Source organism: Natrinema sp. 1APR25-10V2, from assembly GCF_031626495.1.
In the GTDB taxonomy this organism is placed as follows: Archaea; Halobacteriota; Halobacteria; order Halobacteriales; family Natrialbaceae; genus Natrinema.
Genome location: NZ_JAMQOJ010000002.1, coordinates 236,705 through 252,482, shown reverse-complemented (window position 1 = coordinate 252,482; position 15,778 = coordinate 236,705). Strand labels below are relative to the sequence as shown.

Genomic DNA, 15,778 nt, shown 5'->3' with positions numbered 1-15,778 from the left:
TACACCTATAGAATAGACGAATCAAGCCCGCTCTGTGTTCTTCATCGGGGATAACGCAATGTGCGGGGGATTCCGAACACGTTTATACGGTCGAGTTTGTAGGATCATAACAACAGAATGGTCCCAAGCGAACTTCCGCCCGATATCCCAGAGGTGGACGGATGAGTCTCCCCGATCGGCTTGCCGGCGGGATTACGACCCATACGCGAATCGTTCTCGTCGTCCTCGTGCTCTCGACGGTGCTCATCGGGGCCGGGATGCCCCGCGTCGACGACGACTCGTCGCTCTCGCAGTTCGAGAGCGAATCCGCCGAAGCAAAGGCCCTAGAGCGAATCAACGGCAACTTCACGAGCGAGCAACGAGAGAACACGACCAGCGTCCAAGTGATCACGCGCGGCGACAACGTGCTCACGAAGGAGTCGCTGATTTCCTCGCTCGAGTTCCAACAGGAGATACGAGCGAACGAGACGGTCAACGCGACGCTGGTCGAGAATCAGTCGATCACCGGCGTCGAGAACATCGTCGCGATTTCGGCGATCAGAAGCGAGCAGGCGGCCGAGCTGAACGAAACCCGATCGGGACTCAGCGACGGCCTCAACCGAACTGTCGGGCTCCAGCGCCAGTACGAGCAGCTGAACGAGTCCTACGAGAACGGCTCGGTGGGCGAGTCAGAATACCAGCAGCGCGCGGCCGCGCTCGAGGGTCGGTTCGACTCGGTCGTCGAGAACGCGACGGCGGGGCTGACCGACAACCAGACGGCCAGGTATCAGTCGGCCGTCCAGCAGGCACGAACGATCGAATCGCAGCGGTACGAGATCCGCTCGCAGTCGGAGAATCCGCGTTCGAATCCCGAGTATCAGGAACTCTCCCAGCAGCTCGAGGGCGTCTATCAGGCCGGAACCTACGGCGTCCTCGAGGAAGAGTACGCGGCGCTGCAGAGCTCCGAACAGCCGCCGCTCGACGAACAGATCGCGACCCTCGAGAACCTGAGCGCGACGGAGTACGAGCGGACGCTCACGCAGACGCTGTCCGGAGAGGGCGACGATAACTTCGCGATCGCGTTGATGCCGACCTCGTACGAGCCCGGCAGCACGACGGCCGAGTCGCGGATGACGTCGATCACGCAGTCGGCCGCATCGGGCAGTTCGAGCGGAATGGAAGGCGCCGTCGGTGACGAGATCGTCGAGAGCCAGCTCACGATCCGCGATCTGGCGAACGCCCAGGATCAGGACTACATGATCTTCGGCGGTGGCGTCATCACCGACGAGATCCAGCGGTCGATGGGTGACAGTCTCGCCATCGTCGGCCCGCTCGCGCTGCTGTTCGTCGTCGTCGCGCTGATCGTCGCCTACCGCGACCTGCTCGACATCGTCCTCGGCGTCGCCGGCATCGTCGCCGTCCTCGTCTGGACGTTCGGCTTCATGGGCTGGGCGGGGATCGCGTTCAACCAGATGTTCGTGGCGGTCCCGGTCTTGCTGATCGGGCTCTCGATCGACTACGCGATCCACGTCTTCATGCGCCACCGCGAACAGCGCGAGGAAGACGGCACGACCGGCACCGTTCGCGGTTCGATGACGATCGCGCTCGCCGGCGTCGGCGTCGCCCTCGTCTGGGTGACGGCCACGACCGTCATTGGCTTCCTCTCGAACCTCGTCAGTCCGATCGCTCCCATCCGACAGTTCGGGATCGTTAGCTCCGTCGGGATCGTCGCCGCGCTGATCGTCTTCGGCGCGCTGATCCCGGCCGCGAAGATCGAGGTCGACGAGTTCCTCGAGTCCCACGGCTTCGACCGCCGCAAACGCGCGTTCGGGACCGGCGACGGGCGCTTCAGCGACGTGCTCGCGGTCGGCTCGGTCGCCGCCCGGAAGGCCCCGATCGTCGTCCTCGTCGGCGCGCTGCTCCTCTCGGCGGGCGGTGCCTACGGCGCGACGCAGGTCGACACCAGCTTCCAGCAGGAGGACTTCATCGCCGACAGCCCACCCGAGTGGACTCAGAGTCTCCCGGAGGCCTTCCAGCCCGGCGAGTACACGATGAAGCAAAACCTCGAGTTCGTCAACGAGAATTTCCAGCGCGAGGACAGGCAGGCGCAGATCCTCGTCGAGGGGAACGTGACGAACCCCGACGTGCTCGAGCGGATGGATACTGCCCAGGCCGAGGCGACTAACAGCAGCGTCGCCTACACGCTCGCGACCGGCGAAGCCGACGTGCAGGACCCGCTCTCGACGATGCGGACGGTCGCTGAACAGAACGAATCTTTCAACGAGTCGTTCACTGCGGCCGACACCGACGACGACGGGATTCCGGATCAGAACGTCTCGGCGCTGTACGATCAACTGTTCGACGTCAACAGTGAGGCCGCTAATCAGGTCGTCCATCAGACCGAGGACGGCTCCTACGAGTCCGTCCGACTGGTCGTCGCCGTGAAAGGCGACGTTGCGAGCAGCGAGACGACCAGCGAGATGCGCGAGATTGCGAGCACCATCGATGCGGAAAGCGGGGGGCAGTGGAGCGCCATCGCCACCGGCGATCCGATCGTCGGCCACATCGTCGAGCAGGACCTGCTCGATACGGTCATCGAGAGCCTGCTGATCACGCTCGTGGCCGTCTTCCTCTTCCTCACCGTCGCCTACCGGCTGACGGGAAGCAGCGCGACGCTGGGCGTCGTGACCCTGCTTCCGGTCGCGTTCTCGGTGAGCTGGATCCTGGGGACGATGTACGTCATCGACATGCCCTTCAACGTGCTCACGGGGATGATCACGAGCCTCACCGTCGGGCTCGGTGTCGCCTACAGCATCCACGTCAGCGATCGCTACTCGCTCGAGTTAGAGCGACAGGGCAACGTCTGGTCGGCGATGCGAACCACGGTGACCGGCACCGGCGGGGCGCTGCTGGGCAGCGCAGCGACGACCATCGGCGGCTTCGGGACGCTGGCCTTCGCAATCCTGCCGGCGCTCCAGCAGTTCGGCATCATCACCGCGCTGACGATCACGTACGCGTTCCTCGCGAGCGTGGTCGTTCTGCCGGCGCTGCTGGTGCTGTGGACGCGGTACTTCGGACCGGACGTCTCGTTCGATCCGTCTGGGCTGAGTCAGCCTACGCCGACCGCGAGCGACGGCGGGACGCCGACGGCCGACGACGACCACGCCACGGGTGGTGAGGAGAAGTGACCGACGACGAGAACGCGGCCGTCGACGCCTTCGAAGGGCTCGGGCTGACCAGCTACGAGGCCAAGGTGTTCATCGCGCTCCACCGACTGGGCGCGGGCACGGCCCGCGACGTCGCCGAAATCACCGACGTCCCCCGATCGCAGGTCTACAGCGTCGCCGAGAGCTTGGAGGAGCACGGTCTGATCGAAGTCCAGCAGTCGAACCCGATCCGGTACCGCCCGGTAGACATCGAGGAGGCGCGAAACACCCTCCAACGCCGGTTCGAGCGCGAACAGGACCGCGCGTTCGAGTACGTCGACGCCGTCAGGGACGAGGCCGCGGGCGAAGAGAGCCAGGAGGACATCTGGACGGTCCGCGGCAGCGAACGGGTGGACGACCGAGCCGTCGATCTCCTCTCGGAAGCGACGGAGAAGATCGTCTTCGGCACCCGTTTGCCCGAACTCGTCACCGACGAAATCGAACGTACCCTTGCGGAGCGGGCGGCGGCCGGCGTCTCTGTACAGGTCGTTAGTAGAACCGATGCGGTTCGCGCACGATTCGGCGATCTCGAGGGCGTGACGACCGAGGTGCCGCCGTTTTACCGCGAGGACGACCAGCGGTCGGGACGATTCATCGTCGTCGACGAAGACAGCCTCCTGTTGAGCGTCATCGACGACGACGGGCAGGAAACGGCGATCTGGAGCTCCGGGTCGTTGTTCGCGTCGGTGCTGATTCAGCTCGTCGAAGCGGGCAAAGAAGTGCCGACCTGACGGAGCCGCTCCCGCGACGACGGCTTACTCGAGCCGATAACGCAACAGGGCCGCGATGCCGCCGAGGTTGGCGAGTTGCTGGCCTGGCGGGAACTCGCTCGAGAAGACCGTCACCTCGCCACCCTTCTGTTCGGTCGTGCGGACGATCTCGTCGACGTCTATCGCCCACTCGCCCTCGGGGCCGCGTTCCTGTCTGAGCCGGTCATCGAGGACGAGCAGCCGCTCGATCGCGCCGAACTCGGCGGCCTGCTTGACCTGTTCGGGGCCGTAGGCCGCCTTCGCGCCCTCGGCGATGCGGCGAGTGAGTTCGTCGATGTACTCGGCCTCGCTCTCGATGCGGGTTTCTTCTTGCACGTCTGCGACTGCCCCACGTTTGAGCACCTCGTGGACGCCGCGGTCGCCGACGGCCGCCGTGTCGACCATCGTGATCAGATCGGCGACCTCGGGCTCGTTCTGCTCCAGATGTTTGTAGGCGTCCTGTTTCGTGAAACCGGGGCCGGCGAGGATGATCGCGTCGACCTCGAGGCGCTTGAGGACGTCACCGAGTTCCGAAAAGAGTTCCGAGCGCCCGCGGGCGTACTCGCCCTTGCCAGTCGTGCCGGTGATCGTCGCCCGCTCCTCGGTGCCGTACTGGGCGACCGTGTGGACGTGGGCCTGCCCTTCCTCGACGGTCGCGATGGCCACGTCCGGGTTCTCGGTCGCCTCCTCGGCCTCTTCGAGGCGGGCCTCCTGATCGGGTTTGAACCGCTTCTCGATCGAGAGCTCGTCCCGGGCCTCGACGTTCAGCGTGTGGTGAAAGCCGAGCTGGTCCTCGCGCGAGCAGGCGACGATCTCGCCGCCGACCCGCAGCCGGTTGGCGAACTTGTGGAACTCGATGTCGTCGACGGCGATGGCGACCCACATGTGTTCGCGCTCGCCGCCGGTGTCGCGCATCTGGTCGTCGTTGCGCTGGATCCGTCGGGTCGTATCGCCCGCGACGCGGTCGCCGGGCTCGAGGACGTACTGGAGATGCCAGAGGTCGTCGACGCTCTCGGGAACGACGGTGACCCGTTCGCGGCCGCCCTCGACCTGCTCCCGGTCTTTGATCTGCATGGCCGGCGATTCGCGCGGCGGCGGTAAGTGGACTGCGATCGGTCGCAGCGGCGGTCCGGCGATCCGGCCACTGTCTCGGACCGCGATCACCGCCGTTCGAGACGAATGTCAGCGGGACGGGAAAAGTCTGATAATTGTTCACGTGCGTCATAGTTAGGGACGGTTGTGATAACGCTTCGCGCCCTAGTAGGGGTATGGAACAGAACTACACCGCTCGCTTAGAAGACTTCGGCGCTCGCTCGCTCGTGACTCACGCCATCATGGCGGTTACGTTCGCGGGGGCGATCCTGACCGGCCTGTTCGTCGACGGGCAGGTCGGCCTGATCTCGTTCGTGGCGTTTCTCAACTTCACGGCCGGTGCGTGGATCACGCAATCGGTCCACTCGCTCGGGAACGCACGAACCGACGACTCGTACAACGGGATCATCCCGGTGTTGCTGGACACCACCGGTGAGAAATCGTTCTACGGATTCGACACCGGTCGGATGGGGAGGCTGCTCGCGCTGATCGCGGCCGTGACGGCGGTGTCGCTGTTGACCGCCGGCGAGGTCCTCTCGGGAACGGTGGCCGCAATCGGCAGCGTCGCGATCGGCAGCGTCGCCCTCGTGACCGCGATGGTCGGGTTCCTGATCGCCCTCGGTTCGTCTTACGACAACGCCGAGCGGAGCACTACCCGCGAAACGGGATACGATGACGGCGACACCGACGCGCGGGCGGCCCGTCGTCGGCCGAGCGGGGCGGAAACGAACCCCGCCGACGAGTAACAAAGCGGGGCGGAACCCGACTGTAAATTTAGCCAGGCAGTCCGTGCTCCCCGCACTCGGTTCGAGACGACCGTCCAGCCGTACCGAGAGTCGATCCCGTTTACACAGTGTTAGCTTTATACCGGTGAGCGTAGCCGCGACGAACACGGTGCGCGAGGAGACGGATCCAATCACCACGCACAATGACGGACACAGCCACCGACTCATCGCAAACGATCCGGGTAGAGGTCTTTCTTCGAAAGTGCGCGTCACCGGACGTAATCGACACCCTCGGCGAGACCGTCGCGCGTTCGCGCCGCCTCGAGAATCGAGACGGCGGTATCGACGTTCACGTCAAAACGTGGACGTCGTCGGTGCGTCCGGCGATCGAGGCACTGAGCGACTCCGGCCCGTCGGTCTCACTCACGGTCGACGCGTTTCAGTCCTGGGCCGACCGCGAGGGGTACTCCCTTCGCCCGGCGTTCGAGCGCCACGAGACGCCGACGAGAGACGGCCGCGACGAGACGGTAGAGGTGATCCGAGTTCCGATCGTCTGCGTCGCCGTGTACGAGAACGGCGATCTCGAGTGCGTCGCGCCCTGTTCCGACGGCGACCGAACGTTCACCGTCCAGCAGTGTCTCTCCGCGCTCGAGGACGGCCGGACGGAACCGTTCGCCGAGCGAGACGACTTGCAGGACTGCTCGGGCGACTGGCCGAGAGAGCCCGCACCCGAGAAATCGGAGTGACGATCCAGCCGATTCGGCCACCGAATCCCGTCTCGCGGCTCGAGTCGGCGATCAACCCCTGATCTCGTCGAGTTTGTCCTTCGCCTTCTCGAGGCCGGTTTCGAACGTCTCCTCGATCTCCTCGACGGATCGCTCGACGTAGTGGACGCGCTCTTTCGGGACCCGTCGGACGACATCGTTGCCGTCGTCGTCGGTCCCGTAGGCGAACAGCCAGTGATCCTGAAAGTACGCGAGTCGGTCATTGTCGACGGTTACCCGCTCGTCGTTCTCGCCGGGCGTCTCGTAGACGATGGTCGCAGTGCCGAGTTCGGGCTCCGAGTCGGTGTCGGTGTCGATATCCACCATGGTCGACGCGTCCACGGTCGGTCGGGTAGTCGTGGACCCGGCAGGTGCAGTCAGTCCTCCGCGATCCGGCTCCCGCCCGGCGGCATGAAGTGCTGAATCCGGTCGGGGCTGGCGATCTTGCGGACGAACGTCTCGTCTTCGAAGCGCTCACGGAACCGCCGGTAGAGCCGCTTTGCCGCGTCGGCCTGGGCGTACCGGCCCGGCTCGAGTTCGATCGTCGTCTCCGCGCGGTCCTCGATGGCCGACGGCGGGCCGCCGATGACTCGCGTGTACGGCTCGCATTGAATGCCGACGGCGGCGCCGACCGCCGTATCGCGGTAGTACGTCCGATCGCCGCGGATCGCGAACCCACCTTTTTCGAGGTACTCGCCGCTCTCGGGTGTCTTCGTGACCTGATCCGAGTCGACGGCGTAGACGTCGCCCGCATAGCGGCCGTCTTTCCAGACCGACGAGTAGGAGACGGCGAACTGGGCGGCCTCTTCGATGCTCGAGTCGGGGAGTTCGATGTCGCTCGAGGAGGCCTCGCTGGGGTCGGTCGCCTTCAGCACGGTGACGGGACCACCGTGGGCCTGCGTGTGGAGGACTTTGTCCCCCGGCTCGAGATACTTCTTGACGAGTTCCTCGTTCTGGTCGGCGTTGCGCCCGCCGATGACGAGGTAGTCATCGCTCGTGTGGAACCAGCGGAAGCGGTCGAACCAGGGCTCGTTCTCGCGAATGGGGATCGACGGCTCGGCGAGCCAGTCGCGCTGCTCCTCGTCCTCGTCGCCCTCGTCGTCGGCCGCCTCGTTCTCGCCGGCTTCCCACTCGTCGCGGCGGCGCTTGGCGTCCGCCAAGTCCTCGCGGGTGTCCTCGATGGCCGCCAGCGCCCCCTCTTTTTTCTCCTCGACGCGCTTGGCCTCGGTGTAGAGCCGATCGGCGTTCTGTTCGACGCCCTGCCGGGCGAGGAGGTCGATCCGCTCGCCGTCGAGCTCGACCGTGACCGTCCCGTCGCTGCCGTCGACGTCGACGACCGCCTCGGCGGCCTCGATCCCGCGGTCGGCACCTTCCTCGAAGCGTTCTCTGATCTCGTCCCACGAGCGGTCCTGCTCGCGTGCCCCTTGGACCGTCGAGAGGATCTCGTCGACCAGCCCGTACTCGGCGTACAGCAGTTCGGCCTGCTCGCGCAACGAGTCGGCCTCCTGTTCGAACCCTTCGATGGCCCCCTGCTGTTGTTCGATGATACGCTCGTGTTTGGCGATCTCCGACTCGAAGTCCGGCCGCTGCTCCGTGGGATCGACCTCTTCCTCGTCCTCGAGTTCGAGCCGGAAGAAGTAGTCGTCCAGCGCGGTCAGGAAGGCGTCGTAGGGCTCGCCGTCGAGGTCGTCGTGTTCCTCGAGCGGGAAGGGAGTCACGTCGACGACGCGACCCTCGCTGGCGTCGCTGCCGCCCTCGTCGGCCGTCTCGCCGTCAGCGCCGCCGTCCTCGCTCTCCGTATCGGCGCGCTCGAGGTAGAGCCGCGGTTCGAAATTCCCGTTCCGAATATCGAGCGCCAGCCGTTCGATCGCCTCGTAGAGCCGATCGTAGACGCCTTCGTCGGCGTCCGCGATGTCCATTCCCTTCTCGACGCCGGCGCGGGTGCAGATCTCCTCGGCGTAGAGGCCGCCGAAGTTGAGCTGGGTTGCCAGCGTCCGGACGACGTCGGTGTCGGAGTCGTCCATCTCGTGGTCGAACGCCTCGCGGGAGACCGAGAGCGGGTTCGTCCGGGTGTCGGGGAACTCGTAGCGCGATCCCGGGACGACCGTTCTGGACTTCAGCCGGACGGTCTCGAGGCAGTCGATCACCTCGTACTCGCCGTCTGTGACGGCGACGTTGCCCTGACCGAACAGTTCGACGATGATCCGGGTGGTCCCGTCCTCTCGCTCGAAGACGAACTCGAGGATACGATCGAACTCGTACTGTTCGACGCCTGCGAAGTCGGCCCCGGAGAGCCGGTTGCGGAGCATCATCGCGAACTGCGGCGGCCGGCCGGGTGCGTCCGGCACTCGCTCGGGGGCGACCGTGTGTGCCCGCTTGACTTCGCCGACTTCGATGATCAGTTCGATGCGGCCCCGATCGAAGTCGCGCATCTTGAGCCGGACGAGATCGTCGCCGTAGAGGTAGGCCTTGTCGACCTTGGCCCCCTCGTAGGCTCCGAACTCCCCGACGAGGGCGGCGAGGTCGACGCTGGTGAGTTCCCGCTTTGGATCCATACCAGAACTGCCCGGCCCGGTCAAAAAGGCGTGTCGCTCCGCCGCGACAGCGTCTGCGCACTCGAGTGGGCGACGAGCACGACCGTCGACTCCTCGGCCACGCTCCGCGGGCCGAGGTCGGAAGGCCTAATCCGCGCCGGCACGCAGTCTGTCGCATGCACGACGCTGTCGGTGGACTCGTTCGAGCGCGGGGAGGTCGAGACGCATGAGCGTCGACGACGGACCGACGTGGACGGACGTCACGAAGTTCCCGGACTTCCTCGAGCACCTCCGAAACGAGGGCGGCGCGACCGTTCGGAGCATCGTCGATCGGATCGACGCCGATATCGACCTCGACGGCGTCGTCTACCACGACCGAGGGATCCGGGTCCCGGGCTACGACGTGGCCTTCGTCCCGGAGCAGGAGGGATCGCGGGTCGTACCCACGTTCAGCGCCGAGGTCAACACCATCGGCCCGCGCAGCACCTGGGCGGTGTTCGACGCGACGCTCTCCTGGGACTTCTATCTCCTCCAGGCCGAAGGCATCGCGGCCATCGCCTGGGTGAGCGACGAGGAGTTCAACGCCGAAGAGGCCGGAGCGTTCCTCAAAAAGCACGACGCGCTCGCCGCGGGACGGTTCTCCTTCGGTACCTTCATCTACGCCGACGAGGAGTGGGAGGAACAACTCGAGTTCATCGAGGACACGAACGCGCCCGCGTTCCTCAAGCGCGAGGACGGCAGCGTGCTCGTGCCGAACGATCAGGCCGAGTTCTACGAGATCATCGGCTCGACGCCGCAGGAGTTCCGCACGAACGGCGGCCGCGCGCCCTCTCACCTCGGCCTGCTCGAACTCGAGGTCACGATCGACTGATCCGTCGGCGTTATCCGACCGACCGTCAGTCAGCGGTAGCACACGCCGAACCGTCGGGATCCCGCCTCGTTCGACCGGGTCCCGACCGGCCGACGAATTACGCCGTTAGCTGTCATTGCAATGCTCGCTTTTCTTGTTCTAGACGGACAACGATCGATATGGCCAGCGACCGCGAGGGGTCACCGGCAGCGTCGAACGCGAGTGGCGGCTCGGCTGACGACGATCCCTCGGCCAGCGAAGCCGCCCCGACACGGGCGGACGGGTCGGGCACGAGCGACGGCGTCGTCCCGGCGACCGTCGATGACGCCAGCGGCTACGGGCTCTCGCTGACCCTGATCGGCGGCGTGTTGCTCGCGCTAGCGTACTACGGCTACATCGCGGTGACCGGTCCCCAGACGCTCGGGCGGGCGATCCCCGGCCCGTTCTATCTGCTCGTGTTCGCGCTGTTCTTCGTCCTCGAATTGTTCCGGAGTCGCGGGCGCGGGGCGGTCGCGGTGGTTCGGGCGACCGTGCTGGCGCTGTTCTATGGCGGGCTGACCGCGTTCGCGATCGAGGGGAGCGTCTATCTCTGGCGCAATCCCAGTACGGCACTCGACGGCTACGCCGGGGTCACCGTTCTGGCGGTGTCGCTGATCGTCGCGGCGCTGGCGTACTTCCTCTATCTCTCCGCACTCGAGTCGAGCGCGGTAGAAAACTAATTCGCCGGGAGCGGGTCAGAGCCGTTTGCTGACGTAGGGGCCGTCCTGGTGGTAGCCGAGTTTGTTCCGGTAGTACTCTCGAGCGCCGATCCCCGAGATCACGCTCAGCTTGTCGTAGCCGGCGTCGGCGGCGAGCTCCTCGGCCCGTCCCATCAGGCGGCGACCGTAGCCCTGGTGCTGGTGTTGGTCCGTCTCACTTTTGCGCCCAACCGCGACCTCGGAGCCGTAGACGTGGAGTTCGCGAACCAGCGCCGCGTTCTCGAGTTCGGGCCGGACGGGATCGTTCGGGAACCGGAGCCGACAGAAGCCGACGAGGAGGTCCTTCTCGAAGTCCTCGAACGAGATGAAGTGTTCCGTGCCACCGCAGGCGTCGTAGGTCAGCACGTCGAGTTCGACGTTCTCGGGTTCCTCGTCGTTCATCCCGGCCTCGCGACAGCGGATGCAGTCGCAGGTCCAGCCGTGCTCGTCCATCCGCTGGCGGGCGAGCTGGCGCAGATTCGACTTCCAGACGCCGGCGTCGATGAAGTCCGCCGGGATGTCCCGCTGGACGCGCTGGAGCCGCGTGTAGCGGGGGATCGTATCCTTGATCTCCGCGATCAGGTCGGCGGCCTCGTCGTTGCTCAGTGGCTCGTACTCGTCTCTGTGCCACCAGTCGTAGGTCGCTGTGCCCCGCACGACGAGCGTCGGGTAGATCTTCAGGTAGTCGGGCTTCCACTGTTCCTCCTCGAACAGCCGGCGGAAGTCCTCGAGACACATCTCTTTGGACATCCCGGGCTGACCCGGCATCATGTGGAAGCCGACCTTGAACGCCGAGTCCCGCAGTCGCTGGTTCGCGTCGATCGACTCTTGGACGCCGTGGCCGCGGTGCATCTCGCGGTTGATCCGCTCGTAGGTCGTCTGGACGCCGACCTCGACTTTCGTCCCGCCGAGGTCGAGCATTCGGTCGATCTGCTCGGGGTCGCACCAGTCGGGCTTGGTCTCGAAGGTCGTCCCGATGTTACGGACGTCCGCGGTCTCGTTTTCCGCGATGACGTCCTCGAGATACCGCCACTCGTACTCCTCGGGGTCCTGAGCGAAGCTGACGCCCTCGGCCGGTTCGGGCTCCTTGTCGACGTCGAAGTCGTTCATCGCCTCGAGGGCGCGCTTGACGAACCACTCCTGGTAGTCGTGGCTGCGGGCGGTCATCGTCCCGCCCATCAGGATGAGTTCGACCTTGTCGACGGGGTGGCCGATCTGGCGCAGTTGCTCGAGTCGCAGCGTCACCTGTCCGTAGGGATCGTAGTCGTTCTGGACGCCGCGGGCTGCTGCGGGTTCTTCGCCCGTGTAGCTCTGCGAAGAGGAGAACTCGGAGTCGGGGCCGCCGGGACAGTAGAGACACTTCCCGTGGGGGCACCGCTCGGGCGAGGTCATGATCGCGACCGGCGAGACGCCGGAGGCCGTCCGAACCGGTTTGCGCCGAAGCACCGTCTCGAGGGTCTCCCGGTGCTCCTCGGGCGCGTAGTCGAGCAGCTCGGAGTTTTTCGGCACCTTGGGCGCGGAGTGTTCCGAACAGGCCTCGAGTTTCGCTTTTTCGACCTCGTCGCGCTCGATTTCGCCGGCGAGGATCCGGTCGACGAGCGTCTCACAGACTCGCTCGAACGCTTCGGTTTCGGTCGGTTCGGGCGTCTCGGTACTCACTGTCCGTGATTCGTCGCCGTTCGCGAATAAGCGTGTCGGACTCGGGAACGACTCTCGCGTTCGCCGTGCGAGCGACGGATCACTGTCGAGTCTCGCACTTTTCTGCCAGCCGAAAGGTAACCGTTTAAGGGTGGTCTTCTCCTATCCTCGGCGTACTGAATGTCTCCCGACCAGGCGGTGATCGTCGCCGCGGTCGCGCTCCCCTTCGTCGCCGCAGCGCTCACGCCGCTGGTCTTTCGCGTCCTCGGCGAGGGAACCGGATTCGCGGGGACCCTCGTCGCGCTGGTATCGTTCGGCCTCCTCGCGACCCAGTATGGGGCCGAAGGAACCGTTGCGCTGCAGTGGATTCCCTCGCTGGACGTCGCGCTCCGGTTCTACGTCGATGGCTGGGCGCTGCTGTTCGCCCTGCTCGCCTGCGGTATCGGGTCGCTCATCTTCACCTACTCACCCGCGTACATGCACGGCCAGTCGGGCCTCGTCAGATACTACGCCGCCCTGCTCGCTTTCATGGGCTCGATCGTCGGCGTCGCGCTGGCCGCCGACCTGATCGCGATTTTCCTGTTCTGGGAGCTCACCAGCCTCGCGTCGTTCGTCCTGATCGGCTACTACACCGCCGACGACTCCTCGCAGTACGCCGCTCGGATGGCCATGCTCGTCACCGTCGGCGGCGGTCTCTTCCTGCTCGTCGGCCTCCTCTTGCTGTCGGTCGTCGCCGGCGACGTCCTCGGCACCGCGTCGGCGTTCAACCTCGCCGCGATGCTCGAGAACCCCGAGGCGATGCAGGCAGCCCTGCGCGAGCGGGGACTGTTCCTCCCGGTACTCGGACTGCTCGCCATCGGTGCCGCGACCAAGTCCGCGCAGGTACCGCTCCATTTCTGGCTGCCGAACGCGATGGCGGCCCCGACGCCGGTCTCGGCCTTTCTCCACTCCGCGACGATGGTCAAGGTCGGTGTCTACTTCGTCGGGCGCGTCCGCCCGATGCTCGTCGGCGAAGAGTGGCTGTTGCTGTTCGCCACGCTCGGACTGTCGACGATGACGATCTGCGCGATGCTCGCCGTCGCGGCGACGGACATCAAGGAACTGCTCGCGTACTCGACGGCGAGCCACCTCGGCCTGATGATCGCCGGCTTCGGCTTCACGTCCGTCTACGGGGCGGAGACCGGCGTCTTCCACCTGCTCAATCACGCGCTGTTCAAGGCTGCGCTCTTCCTCGTGGCCGGGATCATCGCCCACGAGGCGGGCACCCGCGAGATCGCGAAACTCGGCGGACTCCGCCACGACCTCCCCGTGACCGCGGCGATCACGACGGTCGTCGCACTCAGCATGGCCGGCATCCCGCCGTTCAACGGCTTCTACTCGAAAGAACTGCTCTACGAGGCCGCCGTCGAGGCGAGCCACCACCACGAGATCGGTGCTCTCGGCTGGCTCTATCCCGCCGTCGCCGTCTTCGGGAGCATCTTCACCGTCCTCTACTCGCTGCGGTTCCTCGCCCTGTTCTTCGGCGAGCGGCCGGACGAACTCGGCCACATCCACAGCCCGCCAGTGAGTCTGCTCGTGCCGCCGGCGTTGCTGGCGCTGCTCGCCGCGGTCGTCAGCGTCGACCCCCAGTTCGCCGTCGACCTCGTCGTCCAGCCCGCTCTCGAGGCGACGGCGGTCGACCCCCACGAGATGCACATCGGCCTTCCGACGTCGTACTCGACGCCGGTCGGGATGAGCGCGGTGACGATCGTCGCCGGGGTCGCCGCGTTCCCGTTCTACGGTCGGCTCCACGACGCCATTGGCGCAATTCCGCGGCGAGCACCGCCGATTAGCGCGAACTGGTGGTACGACGCCGTCGTCAGCAGCCTCTCCGTGGAGGGGCGGTGGGTCGCGGGTCGCGTCCACAACGGACTCCTCCGAACGTACGCCACGTGGACCCTCGCCGGGACCTGCGCGCTCGCGCTCGTCGGTTTCGTCGCCGCGGGTGCCCTCGATCCGATCGCGTTGGGACTCGAGGCCACGCCCTCGATCGCGCTCGTGTTGCTCGTCGCGGTCGTGGGCGCGCTCGCCGTCGTGCTCTCGGATACACACGTCGCGGGCGTTCTCACGCTCTCGATTCTCGGCTTCATGATCGCCATCTTCTACATCCTCGCGAGCGCGCCCGACCTCGCGTTGACCCAGCTCGTCGTCGAGACGCTGGTGCTCGTGATCTTCCTGCTCGTGATCGAGGAGATCCCGGAGGGGTATACGATCGGGCTCAGGCGGAGCGCCCGCGACGCCATCCTCTCGCTGGCCGTCGGCGCGACCGCGTTCGTCACGGTGCTGGTCACGACCGGCGCGCGGCCCGCCGGTCCGACTCTCATCGCCAGCAAATACGCCGAGTGGGCCGTTCCCGAAGGCGGCGGGACCAACATCGTCAACGTGACCCTCGTCGACTTTCGCGGGTTCGACACCCTGGGCGAACTCGTCGTAGTCGGACTGGCCGCGATCTCGATCCTGACGCTGATCGTCATGCGCGGCCGCGGCGACAGCGACCTGATCGATACGCGCGGCGGCGACGAACTCCTCGACGACGATCTGACCGGGGACGAACCTGTCGGCACGCACGCAGACGGCGGAGCGGCCGATGCCACCGATATCGACGCGGACGACACCGGCAACGGGACCGAACGGGGTGACGACTCGTGACGACGGTCATCATGCGCACGACGTCGCGGGCGATCGTTCCGATCATCCTCGTCGTCGCGATCTCGCTGTTCATCGAGGGTCACAACCTCCCCGGCGGCGGCTTCATCGGCGGCGTCCTCACGACGACCGCCTTCGCGATCGTCTACATGGCCTACGGACTCGACTTCCTCGAGCGGGGCATCCTCGGGCGGGACGTCGACCCCGGCAAAGAGCCGTCGCGGGACCGCGTCGTCGTGGCCTACCGCCGGCTGTTCGCCTACGGCTTCGCGATCGCGGTCGTCAGCGGGCTCGCACCGCTGGTGGTCGGACAGGCGTTCCTCGCGCAGACGTTCGTCATTCTCGAGGGGATTCCGATCTACCACCACCTCGAGGTGGCCAGCGCGCTGGCGTTCGACTTCGGCGTTTACTGCGTCGTGGTCGGCGGTATCCTCACGATCCTCTCGGTGGTGGGTGCCGAATGACGGCGGTCGTCCTCGCGGCGGCGATCGGCGCGCTGTTCGCCCTCGGGACCTTCCTGTTGCTGCGGCGGGACCTGATCCGGGTCGTCTGGGGGCTAGCGATCGTCAGCCAGGCTGCGAACCTCTACCTGTTGTCGATGGGCGGCATCGCGCCCGCGACCGCCGAGTCGGTGCCGGTGCTGGCCGGCCACGGCGAGCACGTCCCGACGACGGCCGATCCGGTGGTGCAGGCTCTCGTTCTGACGGCCATCGTCATCGGCTTCGGCATGACTGCGTTCGCGCTCGTGCTGTCCTACCGGGTGTACGAGGAACACGACACACTCGACGTGACGGAGTTAGGTGATCGCGAATGACGACG

13 protein-coding genes are annotated in these 15,778 nt (G+C 66.1%); 9 read left to right on the top strand and 4 right to left on the bottom strand.

Features of this window, described 5'->3' with window-relative positions:
• Nucleotides 1-161: 161 nt before the first annotated feature.
• Together NDO75_RS06985 and NDO75_RS06980 are read left to right on the top strand one after the other, a co-directional pair.
• Complete coding sequence (locus tag NDO75_RS06985; RefSeq protein WP_310905435.1) at nt 162-3,167, top strand: MMPL family transporter; 3,006 nt, start codon at nt 162-164, stop codon at nt 3,165-3,167.
• The gene (locus tag NDO75_RS06980) at nt 3,164-3,916 is read left to right on the top strand and encodes a helix-turn-helix domain-containing protein (RefSeq protein ID WP_310905434.1); all 753 of its coding nucleotides are present in this window, start codon (nt 3,164-3,166) and stop codon (nt 3,914-3,916) included. The genes NDO75_RS06985 and NDO75_RS06980 overlap by 4 nt, the downstream gene beginning before the upstream one ends.
• A gap of 24 nt (nt 3,917-3,940) precedes the next feature.
• Here NDO75_RS06980 and NDO75_RS06975 read toward each other — a convergent pair whose 3' ends face one another.
• Nucleotides 3,941-5,008 (bottom strand): mRNA surveillance protein pelota, encoded by a 1,068-nt coding sequence (locus NDO75_RS06975; protein ID WP_310905433.1) that lies wholly within the window; start codon nt 5,006-5,008, stop codon nt 3,941-3,943.
• A gap of 194 nt (nt 5,009-5,202) precedes the next feature.
• On the opposite strand from NDO75_RS06975, the gene NDO75_RS06970 reads away from it, so the two are divergent.
• A complete protein-coding gene (locus NDO75_RS06970; protein WP_310905432.1) occupies nt 5,203-5,772 on the top strand; it encodes a hypothetical protein in 570 nt (189 codons plus the stop codon).
• A gap of 182 nt (nt 5,773-5,954) precedes the next feature.
• Entirely contained in the window at nt 5,955-6,497 is a 543-nt protein-coding gene (locus NDO75_RS06965) for an HTH domain-containing protein (RefSeq protein ID WP_310905431.1), read from the top strand.
• A 51-nt stretch (nt 6,498-6,548) separates the two neighbouring features.
• Here NDO75_RS06965 and NDO75_RS06960 read toward each other — a convergent pair whose 3' ends face one another.
• Nucleotides 6,549-6,842: a hypothetical protein gene (locus NDO75_RS06960; protein WP_310905430.1), complete on the bottom strand. Its 294-nt coding sequence runs from the start codon at nt 6,840-6,842 to the stop codon at nt 6,549-6,551.
• 50 nt (nt 6,843-6,892) lie between these two features.
• Complete coding sequence (gene rqcH / locus NDO75_RS06955; RefSeq protein ID WP_310905429.1) at nt 6,893-9,070, bottom strand: ribosome rescue protein RqcH; 2,178 nt, start codon at nt 9,068-9,070, stop codon at nt 6,893-6,895.
• A 205-nt stretch (nt 9,071-9,275) separates the two neighbouring features.
• On the opposite strand from rqcH, the gene NDO75_RS06950 reads away from it, so the two are divergent.
• A complete protein-coding gene (locus NDO75_RS06950) occupies nt 9,276-9,920 on the top strand; it encodes a hypothetical protein (RefSeq protein ID WP_310905428.1) in 645 nt (214 codons plus the stop codon).
• A gap of 158 nt (nt 9,921-10,078) precedes the next feature.
• Nucleotides 10,079-10,618, top strand: a complete 540-nt coding sequence (locus NDO75_RS06945) for a hypothetical protein (RefSeq protein ID WP_310905427.1) — start codon at nt 10,079-10,081, stop codon at nt 10,616-10,618.
• A gap of 15 nt (nt 10,619-10,633) precedes the next feature.
• Here NDO75_RS06945 and NDO75_RS06940 read toward each other — a convergent pair whose 3' ends face one another.
• Nucleotides 10,634-12,295 (bottom strand): tRNA uridine(34) 5-carboxymethylaminomethyl modification radical SAM/GNAT enzyme Elp3, encoded by a 1,662-nt coding sequence (locus NDO75_RS06940; protein WP_310905426.1) that lies wholly within the window; start codon nt 12,293-12,295, stop codon nt 10,634-10,636.
• A gap of 159 nt (nt 12,296-12,454) precedes the next feature.
• On the opposite strand from NDO75_RS06940, the gene mbhE reads away from it, so the two are divergent.
• From mbhE to NDO75_RS06925, 3 genes are read left to right on the top strand one after another with little or no spacing between them, the layout of a single operon-like run.
• Entirely contained in the window at nt 12,455-14,962 is a 2,508-nt protein-coding gene (gene mbhE, locus NDO75_RS06935; RefSeq protein ID WP_310905425.1) for a hydrogen gas-evolving membrane-bound hydrogenase subunit E, read from the top strand.
• Nucleotides 14,959-15,423 (top strand): MnhB domain-containing protein, encoded by a 465-nt coding sequence (locus NDO75_RS06930; RefSeq protein WP_310905423.1) that lies wholly within the window; start codon nt 14,959-14,961, stop codon nt 15,421-15,423. The genes mbhE and NDO75_RS06930 overlap by 4 nt, the downstream gene beginning before the upstream one ends.
• A complete protein-coding gene (locus tag NDO75_RS06925) occupies nt 15,420-15,773 on the top strand; it encodes a sodium:proton antiporter (protein WP_310905422.1) in 354 nt (117 codons plus the stop codon). The genes NDO75_RS06930 and NDO75_RS06925 overlap by 4 nt, the downstream gene beginning before the upstream one ends.
• Nucleotides 15,774-15,778 lie beyond the last annotated feature (5 nt).